The sequence below is a fragment of the uncultured Tateyamaria sp. genome, from assembly GCF_947503385.1.
Classification (GTDB): Bacteria; Pseudomonadota; Alphaproteobacteria; order Rhodobacterales; family Rhodobacteraceae; genus Tateyamaria.
The window spans coordinates 195244-213703 of the sequence record NZ_CANNDO010000001.1 but is presented as its reverse complement, the minus strand read 5'-3'; the positions used below and the strand labels follow the sequence as shown (position 1 = coordinate 213703).

The following is an 18460-nucleotide window of genomic DNA, read 5'->3' as shown; positions in this document are numbered from 1 at the left end:
AAGCTGGGAGATACAGCATATGAACCGCAGACACTTCATCTTGACCGCTCTCGTCTCTGGCCTTGGTCCGGCATTGCTCGCCCATCCGGCCCGCGCCACGTCCGCGCAAATCGAGGTATTCAAATCGCCGACCTGTGGCTGTTGCGCGGCGTGGGTCGATCACCTAATCGGCGCAGGCTTTGATCCTGTCGTGCGCGATGTCGATCAGGACACGCTGTGGGAGATGAAGGAACGCGCGGGCGTCCCGCCGGAGCTGAGTTCGTGTCACACCGCCTTTATCAGCGGGTACGTCGTGGAAGGTCACGTGCCAGCAGGGGATATCCAGCGAATGCTCGCTGAGCGCCCGAATGGCCTTGGCCTGACCGTGCCCGGAATGCCCATCGGTTCGCCCGGTATGGAAATGGGCAGCCAACGCGACGCATATGACACGCTGCTTGTGCTGCGCGATGGCACGACAAAGGTGTTTGCGCGCCACACCTAGATCTTGTTGACCGCATAGTGCCTGCGCGTGTTGCAAAGATGCCGGAGATTGGAGCGTTGCCCGGCTGCGTGGCGGTCGCGGGCTTGTATTTCTGCGATGTGCGGGATGGACGCTTTGACCGGTTGTCGCTGTGTGATGGGGTGCCAAATCCGCCGGATCATTTCGACCAGACTTGCGGATTGGGGTTGCGCGACCCTCACGCGGGTGGCGTTGTGAATACCGACGCTTGCGCGCCAAAAGTCGATACTGCGGGGGGTCTCAATGGCCTTCAATCTCTGATATTCAAAGCGGCCAATGATGTGCGGTGCTAAAGGGTCACTTTCGCCGTCCATCCTTCCGGGCGCCGAGCCAATCGCGGGATTGGTGCGGACATCCATTTCCGTCAACATTGGCGCAATTATCCAAAGAAAGCGGCCTCGCAGATGTTGAGCGATCGCCATCTGTTCGGACGAGGCGGTCGTGGACACTGTTCCGATGCAATGCCATCGCCGAGTTATCACGGCATCTGGTTCGACCTGCTTTGGCCATGTCTCACAGAGATGAAGGTGTTGTGATCCTGTCCGACGCCGAACGGAGGTTCTCCGGCCTGAAAACCCGACAAACACAGTTTTTTTGTTGGTGGCGTTGGCGCCGTGGACCAATACCCCTGGGGGACCGTTTTGGACCCGTGACCTGCCTTCGAACGCACCGGCGGTGGGCACGCTGGTTCACCTGACATTCTCAACTGTTGTTGTGCATACCACCGGTTTGGTCGGCATCATGCGCGCGCCCGAATTCTAAACTTGCGCACAGAACAGGCTGACCGTTTTTGGTCAGGCGCGCCATCATATTCCGCCGTTTTACGCCGGACGGCATCAACCGCGCGGGGTCGGGAAGATGCTTTTTTTCGATCAGATCAGGGAATATGGACTGAACCTCTTCAATCTCTGCTGGGCTCAGCGTGCGCAGCGCGCCCGGTCCTGCATAAAGGCTCTCTGTCGGGGCGTCTTCGGCGTAGATCACCTCGTGTCGGTCAAAGAGCACATGAAAATAGGTCACATCGCCCACGGTGTCGTCGACGAAGATACCGGGCAGGTCAACCAAGGCGATGGCGGGCACCAAAACCTCTGCCTCACCAAACATTCGTTCGGCAATCCGAGAACGCACCAGCATCCGGTGCTGCCGCGATACCGCAAGATCGTTGCACGGCAGGCCCGGTGCCAGTGCCCCGGCCATGATCCGCACGGGGCGCAGTTTGGGATTGGCGGCCAGTCTGGCTGCGTCGATCTTGGCGCGGCCAATCCAGCGGACCGGCTGCGGCCCGTTCTCGGCGGTGTTCAGGTAAGTGCCAGGCCGGACCGCGTCGACCGGCAGCGCGCCGTCGGGACCCGACAGCAGGGTGCCGGAGGTGAAACAGACGATCTGGCTATTGTCCACAGACTGGCCCGTGAGCCATCCGGAATAGTTGTCGACGCCCACGGAGTTAACGGTGATCGTCTGAATGTTGAGATTGTCAAATTCGCTGTTGTCGAGGAGATCGGTTAAAAACGTGTCTCCATTCGTCATCTGGATCAGCAGCGCATCGAACGTCTTGGTGCTGCCGTCCCCAAGCAGGACCGTGATGTTGTAGACCGCCGTGTGGTCGGTGTTGGTAGAGATGAGCCCGCCGCCAAAGTCGTATTCGACCGTTTCAAAGGCTTGCTCATCATCGCTTATATGACCGCTACTGTCAGCGTCGTTGCCCGTGACCAGCGTATTTTGCAACGTGTTCTGATCATACGTGCCGAGGGGGATGCTATCGAACTCGCCGTCCCCATCACTTTCGTTTGTGTCAATTTCGGCAAGGTTGCCGATGTAGATCATCGTTTGTTGCGTGATTGTCATTGCTCAATCGCCTCGCTCGTCGGTCCGATCCGCGCGCCTTTCTGGTGCTGACCTTTTGCGTGCGCGATTCGGACTAAGAAACCGTGTCTATCGACGGGCTGCGGGGTGATGGGGCATCGGACGCAAGCGCCCATGCAGGCGGCCAACGCCGCTCCGAAGGGCGGGGGACCTGCGCATGTGCGGGCGGCCCTATAGGTCCGAATGCCGTGTTGAGTTGTTGCGTGTTGGATTCGGTCGCGTAAAGGTCAGGTTCTCCCCCATTGCGTTCGCTGGTGGCGTGTCTAGGTTGCGACGAAGATACCGCAATTTGATGGACTTACCTTTGTGGCTCCAGTGACCGTGATTGCCTTTGACCAAACGGGTTTGGCACGTCCGTGACCCCGTGGATCGGATATGTCCGGTTGCACGCGTTAACGCCTGCGGCGCGGTTCTGGGGAGCAAAGACCGACAAGGTCATGGGCCGGTTGGTTCTGTGCGCTGACACCGCGGATGGGTACCGCGCGGCGCTGAAGGCCGCACTGGATCCGCGTGGGATTGCGCTGGAGGCGGTCGAAGCGCTGGCACCCATCACCGACACGTGCAGCCCCGAACTGGTCAGCATTTCCAAGGATGCCGACGGCGAAACACCGCTGTTGTTCGGGCGGCTTTGCGATGCCGACACGACCTATCCGTCCGAGGTGGACGAGGTGGGAGCATATACCTTGCAGCCGCACAGGTCCCTCTGGGCGCTTTTGGACGGGGTTGCGTGGCCGGGATTGCCGCAAACGCTCGCCACGTCGGGCGATGCGCACGCATGTCTTTATGCCTCCACCGATGCAGGGACGCTGGCCACTGGCCCGTGGTTGGTACACCTGCGTCCGGGCAGCACAATGCTGGACGCCATTCTCGACCAGAGCCCGGAAGCGCATGTGGGGATTTTCCTGCGCAGCGCGGCCACTATGGATGTCCTCAAGCGGCATCTGCGGCGCTTTACCATGGCCTACATTCCGGGCGAGGCGCAGGCGCCGGTCTATTTCCGCTTTTATGATCCGCGGGTGATGCTCGATATGGCCAGCGCGCTATCGCCCGCCACGCTGGGACGGTTCATGGAACCGATGGACGAAGTCTATGCCCCGCTCAGCCCGCGCACGGTTTTGCCGGATCACGCCTATATGGCGCTGCCCATTACGCCCTTTGATTCCGCGGCAAGTTGCGTGGGACGTCTGGCGCGGGTCCGGCTGTTGTCTGATGAAGGTGCGCAGACCCGTGGCGCGTTTCGGATTGATACTGTGGAATACGACCGGTTCCAGCGCCTGCAACGCAAAAAGGCAGAGCGCAGCCTCGCCCGTAAACTGAGTGATGAGTTTCCCAATCGCGACTGGTCCGAGTATCGCAAGGCGGCACAGGCCGCACCGGTCGCCGCCCACCGTTTTCACCTGAAATCGGTCAAGCAGGTGTCGATTATGGCGCGCGCCATCATGATGCGCGGGCAGGATTTCTGGGACACCTACCCCGAAGCGGGGGCAATCCTGAACCAGTCCCGCGTCGAACCGTGGCAAAAGAAGAACGCCCTCGTTGACTGGCTTGTCGCCAGCGCACGCACGCAGGAGCCTGCAACATGAGCACCGACCCCTACACGCAACAAGCGGACCTTCTGAGCGAAATTGACGGCACGCTTGGGCGGATGATCGAGAACGGCTTGCAAGGTGGCGATGTCTTTACCTCGCTCCAGCAGACGCGCAGTGGTGTGGCGTCAAACCTGCCCGGAATGCCCAGCTATGCCAGTTCGGAAGCGGCGGCGCAGAGCTATATGCAACAGGCGGATGCGGAAATTGCGGATGCCACCACGTCCCGGGCCATGAATGACCCGGAATTTGCCGCTGCGGCCTGTGATTGCGTGGCAGGCGAGCCGTGTTGTCTGCGGGCGTTCGAGGTCGAGGATTCGTCGGATGGATCGCGCAAGGTTGCGTGGCCGGTCCCGCAGGATGGGCCAAACCGTCTGTATGTGATCGCCAAAGACCCGGTGGGCGGTCAACCGTCGGCCAAGGCCAAGGTGACATTGACTGACAAGGAGGCGTGCAAAATGAATTTCGCCCGCCCGTCGGTCAATCCGCGGCGCCATGCCGCCGGTCCCGAGGCAATTATGGATTCAGGAGAGGTGACAGTAACCTCGCCGTTCCAGATGCCCGCCTTTTCATCGAACATTCTGCCGCCCGAGGCTTTGGCGGTGATGTATCTGTCCGGTGTGGTGGTCAGCGCATCGTCGTACCGAAACGCGCAACCGGCGACGGTCAACCCGTATCAGTGCATGGTGCCACGGGCGCAGGGCCTCGAAATATTCGCGATCCCGCACATCAAGGCCAGCGCATCGCTGACCGGTCAGGTGTCCGCGACCTTTACCATCACGCGGCTGCCCACGCTCAGCGCGGGCCTGTCGGGCGAGGTCACGGGCGAGGTGGGCAACCAGACCCTTCAGTTGACCGCCGGACAGACAGTCACAACAGCGCCGCGCGTCGACCAGCCGCAAGGCCCTATTCAGCGCCACCCGCTGTTCGCGGTCGTGGACGCTGTTCAGTCTGCGATGAGCGGTTTGTCGAACGAATCCACGCCGCCGTCATTTGACTACACCCTGCCCACCCTGCCGCAGCCTGTGTCGCTGACGCTGGCCTTTGCCGTCACGGTCAGCATTCCGTCCATCGAGGTGAAGGGCAAATCGGGCAGCCCTGATCTGGAGGTGAATGTCGATCCGTTTTCGCTGTCGATGAACCCGTCGGTGACGGGGTCGGTCGACCTACTTCAGTTGATGCTGTCGCGCATTCCGCGCGGGCGGGAAATAGCCGCCTACATTGCGCAGCCGGGCAATGTGCTGCGGGCCAGTGCGCAATGTACGCTGACCTTGCGCGGATCAGGCGATGTCGCCTACCGGATTCAGCAAGCGGTTCAGGTGACGATTTCGAACACGCCCGGTTGGGAACAGGCGTTCAGCAACCTGCAACAGCAATTTGAGGCTGGCGTGGAATTCACCGGATCGCTCGTCGCGTCCGCGCGGATCGACCTTGAAACGTGGTTCATCTCGGCCTCAGCCGCTGTGGGTGGTTCGGTCAGCACCGGCTGGCGGTTCCGGGGGCGGGCGACGGACATGTCCGACGGCACCGTCAAATTCGAAAAGCAGCGAATTTTCCAAGGCATCGAACTGGAGGCTTACGCCACAGCCGAAATGGGCGCATCTGTCGAGGATGACGACACACAGACCTTTGACACGGGCAACGCCGAAACGTTTGGTACAAGCGAAACAACAAGCGGGGCATCGGCCCAGTCAAATATGGGCGAGGGTCGATGGCGACGTGTATTGATGGTCCCGGAAGGAAGCGAAGATGAATGGATCGAGATTTGAACCGCTTGCACTGCTCCGCGCACTGTTCGCCTGTGTCGCGCTTTTGGCCCTGCCAGTGACCGCATCGTCTGAGGAGACCGCCGTGACCACGTCCCATTTTCAGCACACCTATAGTGCAAACGTCATCACCGATAACGCCTTCTTTCAGTTGTCGGTGAACGGTGCGCCCATGGCACAGCACTTGCGGCTGGAAAACCAGGTGCTGACGGTGCCCGTCGAGATGGCATTGCAGCACGGGCCAAACAGTCTTGTCCTTGATGTTGAACCTTTCGATCTTGATGCGCAGGCATTCACGCCACATGCGGGCGTCTACATCCAGATCGGCCTGACACAGCTGCGCGGAGCGCCCGTGGGCCAGTCGGTCTTGCTGACCTTGCGTTATGACGTGGGAGAAGGCCGCTTTGTTCAGGTGGATGACGGTGCCAACGCCCAAAGTTTTGCACCCACCTCTGCCATTCGTATCGAGGAAACGCAGATCGTTTACGGCAACCGGGTGTCGGACGCGGCGGCACGGCGGATCACGGTTTCGTTTGACCTGAACGATCCGGCCCTCACGCAAGTGCCGTGGGCAGATGCCATACCGCTCGCCGACACGCCGGAGAACCGCACGGTTCTTTACGAGGCGAGCGCGGCACTGCACAGCGCCTATGCGGAGGGCGATGTTGAGGCGTGGAGCACGATCCTCGGCCCGCATCTTGAGCGACTGCGCCGTGCCCGTGGGTACGATACAATACCCGAACTGGTCAGCGCCGTTCTTGACCGCAGTCCGCTGTCGGGGCCTGACGGGGCGCAACTGATGCCGCTTCTGTCCCCGCAAGAGGCGGCCAGCGTACCCTTGCGCAGCGGACCGGACGACCGGCTGGTCACATTTCGGCAAGCACCGATCCGGTTCATGGTGCCAGACGCACAACGCCCCCGCACGGTCCGCGTCTATTTTTGCGCTCTGCCAGCCGGCGTTTTCGTGTGCCACACGCAGCAACTGACGTTCTGACCCCCTGTGGCGGATGATTGCCGACAATGTCGCGGTGCCGCATCGGACCGAAATGCCATGCGTATATCAGTAGCGCTGCCCATCGCGTCGGGTTTGTCCCCCGTCCCGTCTCCCGGTGTGGGCCAGAGTTTAAACGTATGGAATTCCTGCCTTTCCTGTTCCGCGGCGACGTGGCAGGCTGCTGCAAATGCCAATACATTCCATGTCCGCTTTCAGGCTGGCGTACATGGGATGCGACATCTATTTGCGGAGCTTTTTGAATGAACGCGTCCTTCAGTCAGAGTGAACGCCGGGCGAGCCTGACAACCGCCTTGGGTGGCAACGCGCTGGTCATGTTGCGCATGGACGGTGTCGAAACCCTGTCACGTCCGTTTGAATGGCGGGTCGAGGCGTTGGCGGATGATGCTGCGATTGACCTCAACCAACTGCTGGGCACCCACGCCACGGTCGAGATCGAGATGTCCGAGGGCAAGCGGTACTATGACGGGATCGTGTGCGAGGCGACCAATGGCGGCATCGCCGATGGGGGTGCGCATTATCATCTGGTGCTGCGTCCGTGGATGCACGTGGCCGGTCTGCGCCGAAACCACAAGATTTTCCACGAGATGACGGTCGTCGATATCATCGAAGAGGTGCTGGGTGCCTATGCCGATCTTGGCAGCCCGCATTACAAGATCAACCTGTCCGACAGCTACCCAGAGCTGGAATACACCGTCCAATATGGCGAAAGCGATGCGGATTTCGTTGCCCGCCTGATGGAACGGTTTGGGATCACGTGGTGCTATGAGCATACCAATGGCAACCACACGCTGGTGCTGGTCGATTACCCCGCCTCGCTGCCCGAGGTGCCGGGCGGATCGCGGTCGTTCTGGGGTGTGCAGGGCCACAACATGCACGACGAGGAGCATTTCTGGCACTGGGAAGGCGGTGCCCGTGTCACCACCGGGTCGGTGCGCCTCAACGAGTTTAACTTCAAGATGCCCAACGCCACCCAAGAGGTGGATCAGGCGGGCGATGCTGCCTACGCCCAAGGTGACATCGAAAGCTATGACTATCCCGGCGACTATCTCGAAAGCGGTGAGGGCGACCTGATGGTCAAGCGCCGCCAAGAGCTGGAGGCGGGGCAGGGGCCGCGCCACAAGGCAACTGGCGACATCCCCGTTCTGGGGGCTGGCTGGTGCGTGACGCTCAAAGGGGACGAGGTCGCAGGTGCGACCGGCAAACGCTATATCTGCATCGAGACGCGGCATCGGTTCCGCGCGCAGGCCTACCGCTCTGGCGACACGGGCGGCGACGAGATGCCGTTTTCGGCGGACTATGTGCTGATGCCGGACGACACGCCTCTGCGCCCGGAACAGCGCACGCGCATCCCCCGCATTCAGGGGCCGCAAACAGCCTTTGTTGTGGGTGATGGCGAGATTGACTGCGACGAATTTGGCCGCATCCTCGTCTGCTACCACTGGGATCTTGAGAACGCGTTTTCCATGCGGTGCCGAGTGAGCCAGAACTGGGCCGCGCGTGGGTGGGGCGGCATGGTTGTGCCGCGCATCGGGATGGAGGTGATCGTCGAACATCTCGAAGGCGACCCGGACAAGCCCATCGTCACCGGCTGTGTATACAACGCGGTGAACATGCCGCCGCATGAACTGCCCGACAACAAGAGCCGGTCGGTGTTCAAAACCAAAAGCCACGAGGGCGAAGGGTTCAATGAGCTGACCTTTGAGGATCAGGCGGGCGAAGAATTCATCTACATGCACGCCCAGAAGAACCTCGACATGCATGTCAAGAACTCGGCCAAGCGGCGGGTGGAATTTGATGACAACGTGTCCGTGGGCAATGACTCCAACCTCGACGTGGCGGCCAACCGGACGGAAAGCATTGAGGGCAAGCGCGACCTGACCGTGACCGGTGAGGTCAAGGAAAAGACCGATGCGGACTGGAACACGGACGTTTCGGGAGACTACAAGATCAAGGCGGGCGGCGATCTGACCATCAAGGCCAGCAACATCGTGTTGGACGCCAATAAGGTGACGCTGGTGTCCGGTGCCGCAGCGGTCGTGGTGCAGGGCGGCAAGGTCGACATCGCACCGATGCTGCGCGTTGGCAGCGCGTCCCCCGGTGCGTCGGCGATCCCTGCGGTGCCCGCCGTGTTGCAAGCGGCAGCGGGTGAGGGCGCGCCCTTTGTCTCGCACTGCCCGATGCAGGATGACGGCTGATGGTTCTTGCCGCCGGGGCAGGTCCTGTATCCAGCGCAGACATCCTCAAGGATGCCGGAGCGCCGCTATGGACGATCATTGACGGTGCGTCCTGTCCGGAAATGCCGCAACTGGTTCACGACAATGGCGGCGTGTGCCTTTACCGCGCTGACACGCCGGAAGACGCGCCCCACGCGCCTTGGCTGATCCCGGTGTTGCCGGACACGCCGATCGCGGACGATTTGGACGTGCTGGGCAATATCGAACATTGGGGTATCGTCTTTGCCTCTGACGCGAGCGAACGGGAATTGCGCAATCATTTTCGCAAATTCACGATGCTGTGGACGCCAGCGGACGAACATGCGCCGGTCTATTTCCGGTTTTATGATCCCCGCGTTCTGGGCGACGCAATGCAGGCGTTGGACGCCGATCACCTTGCGCATCTGCTGGCGCCGGTGCTGCGGTTGTGGGTGCCTGTGTCGCCGTTGCTGGGGGGATGGACCGGCCTGACACCGCTGGCGGCCCCGGACGTATTCCGTGGCCATTTTCTTGAACTGGCGATGCCCGAGGGGCCTGCGCCCGCGCATCCCAAGGCCTTCAGCGTTCTGGAGGCGGCCTATGCCGAGATGACACGCCTGCATGGCGTGCGCAGCCGCCGCAAGCTTGCGCGCGATTTGCACACGCGGTTTCCCAACGCGCCGGAACAGGTGGTGATGACCTGCGCGCAGCTTGCACCCGAGAAAGCGCCTGCTTACGGTCTTCAATCGCTCAAGCATATCGGCTATTTCGCGGATGCGATGATGGTGTTCGGGCCGGAATTCGACACGCGCGAGGCCGAAGCCGCCGCGATCCTGAACCGCGCTGAACCGGTCAGCCTGACCAAGGCGACGGCGCTGCGCGATTGGTTCGAACAGGCGCGCGCGGCCAAGCGTGCGCGTGGCAAAACAGTAGCTCCGGGAGCATTGGCATGAACGACTATCGCCCCACGCTGGACGATATCGAGACGTTGGTCACGAACCAGCCCGACAAGTTCTCGAGCGCGTTGCAAACCCGCCGGTCGATTGCAAATGCGCGGCGGCAGGGGCCTGTGGTCGAAGACATCACGGCGCAGGCGCAATATGGCGACTACATCAGCAAAGGCGGCACGCCCATTGGTCCCAATGGTGAGATGCCGTCCACTGCGCCTGCGGCCAGCGATCAGGAATTTGGCGGGGCGTGTGCGGTTTGTGCCGCTGCTGGCGGGTGCTGCATCAAGGGCATCACATTCCATTGTGCACATGCGCAAAACCGCATGACGCTTCCATTAAAGGATGACTCTAAGGACCGTGTTCTTGCCGTCGTATGCGACAAAGAAACGAACCCGACCGTCGACACAGTGACAATCGAAGTCACCCACGAGCCCAACGCCAATTGCTGCATGACAGGTCAAGTGCCGACCCTGAAGCTGAACAGCACACCGCCGGTGGCGGAAAACGGCATAAAACTCGAAACCAAATTGCAATATGACTTTGCCGGTGAAAGCATGTCTGGCACCGATCTCGAGCTGTTCATGAAATGCACGGGCAAGTCGATCTGGTCAGGGGTCAACAGTCTGGGGCGCGACAACAGTTTCGAGGTCTGCGCCTGTGGCGGTGGCGCGCAATGGGGCGCAATCGTGCGCACCTTTCCGAAACTTGAGTGGGAAGCGTCGGCATTCGAGTTTGGTCTCGAAGGCACCTATGACAGCAGTTTCAACTTTGAATCCAAGTTTACCTTTGCGGGATCGCTGAAGGGCACCTACGGCGCTTCAGAGTTTGAAATTTCCGCAGGTTCGGAAACGGACCCCACACAGCAGTCCAAATCGGCGGTGCCGTTTCTCGATGCCGCCATGCAGCGCCTGAAATCGCGCGCAGGCAACAGCGGTGCCACACCGGATCGCTCGATCCGGTCAGAGATCAAAACCGAACACAAGATGATCATGTCCAAAGCGACCCTGAAATTGGCGGAGCGGGGCGATGATCATTCCAAGGTTGGTGTTGCGGCAGACATCACCATGGGTTTTCAGCCCCTGATCGGCATCACGGCCAAGTTCGAAGTTATCGACATGTTGCTCACGGCAGCTCAGGCGCACCCGAGCGTGCCCCGGAAATTTGTCGAGGCCGTCAAAGACGCGCGGGACTGGATGGCACGCAAGCCGGATGAATCCGCCGCAGTCTACCTGATGGCAAGTGCGGTGTGTGATCTGGAGTTCTTTGCCAAAACATCCGTTGGTCGGGATATCAGTTCAGATGCCGACACGTGGGCCAAGACAGAAGACGTGACGCTGAAACGCGCGATCAGCAGCGATACTTGGGATGTGACCGGATCGGCCTCCACCGAGATTGGCGTCAAGCTCACTTTGAACTTGAACGTCAAGGGCAAAGCCTGGATCGTCGAAGCCACATTCTCGGCCAGCGGTGAGGCGTCGTCATCCGTCAAGGGCACTCTGAGCGGTCTGTCGCGCGAGGAAAAACAAGCAAATCCGGAGGCAAAGCTGAATGTACTTGTCGATTGGTCGGGTGTGGCGATTGAAGTCAAGGCGGCATATGAAATGGGGACGAGCAATCACAAGGTTGGATCGTCCGCATCCCAGAAAATCCCGATTTTCGAGGCTGTCGAGCTTTATAAGGGCACGATGTAGTGTCCTTGTTTATTCGCTGATTTTGGTATTTGCCGGAGGAATTGCAGTGGCGGATCTGAAAAATCCCGAGTTTTCAGCAGTCGGGATTGATATAAATATTCGGGCGGCAGAGATGCATCTTTTGGTGAACGATGTGCCTGTCTTTGACCCGTCAGAGCCATTCGGGGGCAGTGCCGAAATCGATACCGGGATCCGGTTGAATGGTGCGTTCCGCAAGGGCCGCAACACCTTGTCCGTAATGGTGCGCATGTTGCCTGATGGCGAATATGGCATGGAGCCGTTTTTCAGGATTGATCTGGGCTATTGGGAGTTCCTGTCCTTTCCATCAAGCTTTGATGGCCGCCCGATGTCCGTGCGTATGCAGGTCAAACTTGTGACACCGGAAGCCGGTGGTACGGCCGTGCAGGTCATGTCCTCGAATGTCGAAACCCAGCCGCTTATGGGCGCGAACGAACCGGCCCGAGTGAGCGAGGATGCAGATGGTTGGGTGCTGTATCGATTTGATGTCAACGTAGAGGTTGATCTACCAGAGATGGCGTGGATGAACGGCGAGATCCTTCAGGACACCCCAGAAATGCGCCGGTCACTTGTGCAGGCAATGCGCGAAGTCCACTCTGCAATGGCGGTAGGAGCCGGGGCTGCAAGGCCGTATCTGGAGGGGTTCACGTCGCGCAACGCAACGGCATTGGGCGCACCTGCGGATGTGTATTATGAGCATTCCGTGGCCACCATTATTGACGACCCGGACAGCAAAATCCTCCCGTTTGATGTGACGGACGCCGAACTGCGCTTGTTCGGAAATGGCCGTCTGGCCACGTTCGTCCCATTGCCACACCGTTTTGCCGATCAGGAGAACGAAGGATGGCTCACGACCATGTACCTTTACTACTGGAAAGACGGAAACGGGCAGTGGCGCGTGATCCACTGACCGCAGCCAACGCAAGGAGATTGACATGAAACCCGCAGCACGTCTGACTGACAAACACGCATGTCCCATACACGGACCAAACGCCATTGTGGGCGTCTCCACCGCGTCCACCTGCGAGGGTCTGCCCATTGCGCGGGTTGGTGACATGACCGCCTGCGGCGCGACGATCCTTGTGGGCAGCCCCGTGTGTATCGTGGACAACAAACCCGTTGCGCATATTGGCTCGCCCACCAGTCATGGCGGCACCATCGTCACCGGATCGCCCAAGATGCTGGTCTGACTCCACCTCAAGACGGGAACGAAAAAGGGGCCCCGTTCCGGGGCCCCTTTTCCTTTGCGTGAGGTGGTCTCGGATCAGAACTGAATGCGCAGCTGTCCGGTGATGCCGTAGCTGTCCACATTGCTGCCCGACCGGTAGTCGACACGGGCGGCTGCCGAAAGCTGGCGCGCCTTGCCGTCACTGCCGGTGTTCAGCAGGCGGATATAGTTCACGCCAAGGCTGACCTCGCCGTAAGAGCCAAGGTTGGACAGCGCGAGGTTACCGACACTTCCGCCGTCCGACAGCGTCGCCGTCGGTGCGTCTGCAAAGTCGTTGTAGTAGGTGACCGTCCCGAAATAGTTGATCGCGCTGATCTCGTCCGGCAGGACACGCGACCGGGACAATGTCCCCGACACAAAGCCAAGCTCGATGCTCGAGTCGTCCAGTTGAAGGACGCTATCTGTCACGGTGCCGGGTGTCAGAACCGCTCCAGTGGTGGAATCGCGTGAGGTCGAGTCGGATGTGATGGTCACGCTGTCTGTGTCGAACTCGGTATAAGAGAAGCCCGCCGTCCCGACAAAGTTCAGCCCGTCAACCGATGGAATTTGCCACGAGTAGCCAACCGCCCCGGACAAGGTCGTCGTCGAGCTGGAGAAGTCGGTCACGTTTTCCAGTGTCCCGTTCTCAAGCGTCACGTTGGTGATGCCGACCTCGTAATCCAGATTTTCGAAGCGCAGTTGCAGGTCGGCAAAGAACGATCCCCGCGATGCGGTGGCATAGACACCCGCATAGGTCTGCGAGAAATCGGTGTCGAGGACCGTATCCGCCGTTGTGCTGCCCAGCAGGAACGCCGTGCTGTTGGTGTCGCCGGTGCTGTAACCCGCAATCACACCAAACGCCATGTCGAACCCGTTGAAGCGATCGTCGAAACAGGCGATGTCGCCACCGGTCTGGATGCTGTAGTAGTTCAGGCTCTGCGTAGAGGCTGTGGCCTCGCCGCCGTTGAACGAGAACGAGCCGTCCACATCCGCGTCACCGCCGCTGACACGCGCCCAGCCGCCAATGCCACAAGGATCGTCAGACGCCGCCTGACGCTTGAGACGTTTGCGGCTGTCGCCGGTATAGCCGACGTAGTCGGTCACGTAGGGGCTGGTTGGGCGGTTCACAATCGAGCCGACGACCGATTGGGTCAGGCCGATACCCGCAGCAAGGTTACCGATGCCACCGTCAAGCCCGACAGTCATATCCACACCAGTGCCGGTGTCTGTCAGGTTGTATTGCAACGCGCCCAACGTAAATGTGCTCGTGCCGGAGACAGACACGCTGCTTGCGTCTTGGTTTGCCGTGATTGTTCCGAATGTCAGGGCAGAACTGCCTGCCGTGATCAGGGTGGTTGTCCCGGTTTCGGTGTCGAGGCCGCTGTCGATGTTGAAATCGAAGTTGACCTGACCGGTAATGGCACCGCCATAGCTGATCGTGTCGCTGTCAACGCCACCGCCGCCGTTGGTGCCGACGTCAAAGGCCAGTGTCCCGCCATTCAGGTCACCGCCGCCGCTCACTGTCAATGTGGACGGAGTGTAGACGTTGGGCGTGTCTTGCAGCGAAACGGTGCCGCCGGTGCCCACGTTCAGGTCACCAGTGATGGCGCCCGTTGTCCCAAGGGCGTTGAGCGTGCCGCCGGTGCCGTTGGTCACCGATCCCACCAGCGTCCCGCCAAGGTTGATGGTGCTGCCCGCGCCGGTGTTGGCAAAAGACGTGGCAGTCAGTTGATCGGCAGGATCAATGATGAGTGTCCCGCCCGAGTTGGTGAAATCACCCGTCATTGTCTGCGCGCCCGTCACATCAAAGGTCGATGTGTTGGTCACGTCGTTCAGGCTGCCGCCTGCAAAGGTGAATGCGTTGTTGTTGTTGAACGTGCCCAAGACCGAACCTGTGCCGCCCAAGTTGAACGTGCCGCCATTGTTGGTCGCATCGCCCAGCACGGTGTTGCCGAGGTTCGTGATGCCCCCGCTGGAGGTCAGCGACCCTTGGATCGTGCCAGCCGTCGTGGTCAGCGTGCCGCCACCCACGGTGACGTCGCCAGTCAGCGTGCCCCCGGATTGGGTGATCGAACCGGCATCCAGATTGGTTGTCGTGTCGACAAAGCCGCCCGAGATGAACGTGTTGCCCGATGTATTGTCGATGCTGTTGACGTTCCCGCCCGCGATGTCGACCGTTCCACCGTTGTTTTCCACATCGGCGATGTCGCCCGCATCCACGTCGAAGGTCCCGCCGGTCACGGTTGTGGACCCTGCAATGATTGCAGCACCGGTTGTCGTATTCAATGTCCCGCCGGTGATGGTCACATTGCCGGTGAGTGTCCCGCCGGATTGGGTGACGCTGCCTCCGTCCACATTGGTCGTGGTGTCGATGGTGCCGCTTGCGATGGTCGTAGTGCCCGACGTGTTGTCGAGGCTGTTGACGTTGCCATTGGCAATCTCGACGATACCGCCGGTGTTTTCGACGTCGCCAATGTCGCCATTGTCCACATCAAGGGTACCGCCTGCGGACACTGTCGTGGCGCCGGTGATGACCGCCGTAGCGCCGGTCACGTTGATCTCGCCGCCATTGATTGTCACAGCGCCGGTCATGGTGCCGCCAGACTGAGTGATCAGGCCCGCGTCGATATTCGTGGTGGTGTCGATGGTGCCGCCGGTCATGGTTGTATTGCCGGTGGTGTTGTCGAGGCTGTTTACGTTGCCGCCGCCGATTTCGACGATACCTCCGGTGTTTTCGACGTCGCCGATGTCGCCATTGTCCACGTCAAGCGTACCGCCCGCGGACACTGTTGTGGGCCCGGTGATGATCGCGGCACCCGATGTATTGATCTCGCCGCCGTTGATCGTTACAGCGCCGGTCAGGGTGCCACCCGATTGGTTGATGGTTCCGGCGTCGATATTCGTCGTCGTCTCGACCGTGCCGTTTGTGATGGTCGTTGTCCCGGCCGTGTTGTCGAGGCTGTCAATGCTGCCGTTGGACATCTCGACGATGCCGCCGGTGTTCTCGACTGCGGCAATGTCGCCATTGTCGACGTCAAGTGTACCGCCTGCGCTGACCGTTGTGCTGCCAGCAATAACTGTCGATGCGCCGGTCGTATTCAACTCTCCGCCTTGGACGGTCACGTTGCCGTTCAGGTTGCCGCCCTGCACAGTGACGAGCCCGGAATCCACATTTGTCAGGCCACTGATGGCCCCGTTGGTCATCGTGGTGTTGCCAGCCGTGTTGTCGAGGGTGGCGACCGTACCGCCGGAAATATCCACGGTGCCGCCGCCTGTATTCTCCACCGCGCCGACCATGCCGTTGTCAACATCCAGCGTACCGCCGCTGCCAACTGTCGTGGCACCAGTCAGGATACCAGTGTTGATCACGTTAACCGTGCTGTTGGTGATCGAGGTTGTGCCCTGAATGTTGCCGCCACCGGTGACAATGGTGGTTCCGTTGTTGCTGTCGAGATCGTTTGCAACCGTGTTGCTCACGGTGACGGTGGTTGTCGCCACGCCGTTGACGGTCAGGCCGCCTGCGTTGGCCCCGGTCAGGTTCAGATCGCCTGCGCCGTTCGCGGTCACGCCTGCCGCACTGAACTCGTTCGAAATGGTCGCTGTGTCGCCATCATTGGTGACGTTGATGTCGCCGGTGGCGTTGATATCGCCCGAACCGATGACGTTGTAGCCGTCCTCGTTGAATGTGATTGTGCCCGTGGTGATGTTTTCGGACACGTTCACATTGCCCTCACCCACGCCGACGGTTGCGTTGAATTCCGCATTGTCGCCTGCCTCAAACACATCATCCGGTGTGCCGAAGCTGTCGTTGAACCAGTTCGCTGTGCCGCCGGGATCCTGATCCCAGATGCCATTGTCTGCTGTGCCGGTCGCATTGCCACCATTGCCCGGATCCCAGACAAGCGTGTCTTGCGCGGCGCCTGGAACGGCCATCATCGTAATCAAAATAGTGGTGCTCAGAGCGACCGCGCGATACCCCGTTGCGCGGCGTCCCCGGACTGCAGAAGATTGAACTGCCATGACAATACCCAAAAGTTAGAATCCCGTTACCGAGACATGAGCATTTTTTCGCCGCCTGTTCAAATGCGCGTGAAGTGTGGATGCACAATAGTTTAAGAACTGTGGCAGAAACACATGGCCCAATTTGGTGTCTGCTGCGGACCTGCCCCGCAGTGATCGTGCGAATGCAATCGCCTGCTCGGGTGTTTGTTCTGTGTAATGCGGGATAAACCCTTGGAAAGGCGCGTATCGCTTGACCCTTCTGTCACATAATCGCAAAGTCATGGCGTCGCAGCCGGGCGGGTCTGCGACACGGAATATTGGAGCCATTTAAGACATGTCGCGTTTCAGCAAGGTTGCCTGGAAAGAAGGGCTGTTCATCAAGCCCCAGCATCTGCAGCAGGCAGACCGGTATATGGAGCGCACGGTGATTGCGCGCACTGCGCATATGACGCCGTTTCCATGGGGTATCGCCGAATTGTCCTTTGATCAGGGGCAGTTGCGGCAGGGTCGTCTGGAGCTTGAGCAGGTGTCGGGCATCATGCCCGATGGCACGCCCTTTGATGCGCCGCACACCAGCCCGCTTCCGCGCGAGATCGACGTGCCTGAGGATGCCGTGGGCAAAATGATCTGGCTGACCCTGCCAAATCAGGCGCAGAATGACCGCGATGTCGGCGTGGGTGACGACGCCAGTTTGCGCTTTGTCCTGTCCGAAGAGCGTGGCGTGGCGGATACCACAGCCGCCTCCCGGATCGAAGAGTCCGTCGAGATTGCGGTGCCCCGGCTGGAACTGACGCTGCGCGACCGTCCGCGCGAAGGATACCAGTGCATTTGTCTGGGCCGTGTGGCTGATGTGAGCGATGGCACGGTTGTGACGCTGGATCAGGCGGCACCGCCCACGGGTCTCGTCCTCAGCGTCCACCGTGCCTACGAAGGCTACCTGAAGGCGGTCACCGGATCAGTTGAGGCACGGCTTGAGGTGCTGGAACGCTATGCCGCGGATCCCACGTCGGGCGGTGGGATGCAGGACAAGGATTACCTGATGTTAATGGTGCTGAACCGGGTCCTGCCCGTGCTGCGCCATCTGCGCCGCCTGCCATCGGTGCATCCCGAGCGCCTTTACGAAGTGCTGATTTCGCTCGCGGGCGAGTTGACCACGTTCGAAGAGCGCGACCGTCGCGTGCGCGATTATGGCCGCTACCGGCATGACCAGCCGAAAGAGACGTTCAAGCCGCTGGTGGACGACATCCGTCGCCTACTAAGCCGTGATGTGGGCCGTGCCCTGCGTCTGACGTTGGAACAGCGGCGCGAAAACAGCTTCCTTGCGATGGTCGAGGACCCCAACCTTTTTGCCAACGCAACCTTTATCATCGAGGTCGCCGCAGCGCTGCCGCTGACGCAGATACAACAGCAGTTCCCGCAGCTGTGCAAAGTGGCACCATCCACCCGGATGAAGGAAATCATCGTCAACAATATGCCCGGCATCCAGCTGGTCCATGTCCCGAACCCGCCACCGCAAATCCGCGTCGTGGCCAACCACGTCTATTTCATCGTGGACAAGCAAAGCCCGCTGTGGCGCGATTTTTCCAACGCGCCTGCGATGGGGATGCACTTTGCCGGGGCGTGGCCGGGGCTGGAACTTGAGCTCTGGGCGATACCGGAGGAGCGGTAAGC

The 18460-nt window shown here is 60.3% G+C and carries 12 protein-coding genes and 1 pseudogene; 10 read left to right on the top strand and 3 right to left on the bottom strand.

The genetic code is table 11. The features are described 5' to 3' along the window. Positions 1-19: 19 nt before the first annotated feature. Complete coding sequence (locus Q1A85_RS01035) at positions 20-481, top strand: DUF411 domain-containing protein (RefSeq protein WP_299684144.1); 462 nt, start codon at positions 20-22, stop codon at positions 479-481. Here Q1A85_RS01035 and Q1A85_RS01030 read toward each other — a convergent pair. Together Q1A85_RS01030 and Q1A85_RS01025 are read right to left on the bottom strand one after the other, a co-directional pair. Next, on the bottom strand, positions 478-948 hold the full coding sequence (locus tag Q1A85_RS01030; RefSeq protein WP_299684142.1) for a hypothetical protein: 471 nt from the start codon (positions 946-948) through the stop codon (positions 478-480). The two genes, Q1A85_RS01035 and Q1A85_RS01030, sit on opposite strands and share 4 nt — an antisense overlap. 253 nt (positions 949-1201) lie before the next feature. Then, positions 1202-2344, bottom strand: a complete 1143-nt coding sequence (locus tag Q1A85_RS01025; protein WP_299684140.1) for a Hint domain-containing protein — start codon at positions 2342-2344, stop codon at positions 1202-1204. Between the two features lie 374 nt (positions 2345-2718). Between Q1A85_RS01025 and Q1A85_RS01020 the strand changes: the two genes are divergently transcribed. The 8 genes and pseudogenes from Q1A85_RS01020 to Q1A85_RS00985 form a co-directional block, all read left to right on the top strand. After that, positions 2719-3945 (top strand): DUF4123 domain-containing protein, encoded by a 1227-nt coding sequence (locus Q1A85_RS01020; RefSeq protein WP_299684138.1) that lies wholly within the window; start codon positions 2719-2721, stop codon positions 3943-3945. Then, positions 3942-5717 carry a hypothetical protein gene (locus Q1A85_RS01015; RefSeq protein WP_299684137.1) on the top strand — a complete coding sequence of 592 codons (1776 nt, stop codon included), beginning with the start codon at positions 3942-3944 and terminating at the stop codon, positions 5715-5717. The genes Q1A85_RS01020 and Q1A85_RS01015 overlap by 4 nt, the downstream gene beginning before the upstream one ends. Next, positions 5698-6708, top strand: a complete 1011-nt coding sequence (locus Q1A85_RS01010) for a hypothetical protein (RefSeq protein ID WP_299684135.1) — start codon at positions 5698-5700, stop codon at positions 6706-6708. Before Q1A85_RS01015 ends, Q1A85_RS01010 begins: the two co-directional genes overlap by 20 nt. 260 nt (positions 6709-6968) lie before the next feature. Then, on the top strand, positions 6969-8924 hold the full coding sequence (gene tssI / locus Q1A85_RS01005) for a type VI secretion system tip protein TssI/VgrG (protein ID WP_299684133.1): 1956 nt from the start codon (positions 6969-6971) through the stop codon (positions 8922-8924). Beyond that, on the top strand, positions 8924-9874 hold the full coding sequence (locus tag Q1A85_RS01000) for a DUF4123 domain-containing protein (RefSeq protein WP_299684131.1): 951 nt from the start codon (positions 8924-8926) through the stop codon (positions 9872-9874). Before tssI ends, Q1A85_RS01000 begins: the two co-directional genes overlap by 1 nt. Further along, positions 9871-11562 carry a hypothetical protein gene (locus Q1A85_RS00995; protein ID WP_299684129.1) on the top strand — a complete coding sequence of 564 codons (1692 nt, stop codon included), beginning with the start codon at positions 9871-9873 and terminating at the stop codon, positions 11560-11562. Before Q1A85_RS01000 ends, Q1A85_RS00995 begins: the two co-directional genes overlap by 4 nt. Continuing rightward, positions 11468-12490 (top strand): hypothetical protein, encoded by a 1023-nt coding sequence (locus tag Q1A85_RS00990; RefSeq protein ID WP_299684127.1) that lies wholly within the window; start codon positions 11468-11470, stop codon positions 12488-12490. The genes Q1A85_RS00995 and Q1A85_RS00990 overlap by 95 nt, the downstream gene beginning before the upstream one ends. Before the next feature lie 16 nt (positions 12491-12506). After that, positions 12507-12770: pseudogene (locus tag Q1A85_RS00985) on the top strand (PAAR domain-containing protein); the annotation flags it as partial. A gap of 74 nt (positions 12771-12844) precedes the next feature. Here Q1A85_RS00985 and Q1A85_RS00980 read toward each other — a convergent pair. Continuing rightward, positions 12845-16720: a hypothetical protein gene (locus Q1A85_RS00980; protein ID WP_299684123.1), complete on the bottom strand. Its 3876-nt coding sequence runs from the start codon at positions 16718-16720 to the stop codon at positions 12845-12847. 403 nt (positions 16721-17123) lie between these two features. On the opposite strand from Q1A85_RS00980, the gene tssK reads away from it, so the two are divergent. Continuing rightward, on the top strand, positions 17124-18458 hold the full coding sequence (gene tssK, locus Q1A85_RS00975; RefSeq protein ID WP_299684121.1) for a type VI secretion system baseplate subunit TssK: 1335 nt from the start codon (positions 17124-17126) through the stop codon (positions 18456-18458). Positions 18459-18460 lie beyond the last annotated feature (2 nt).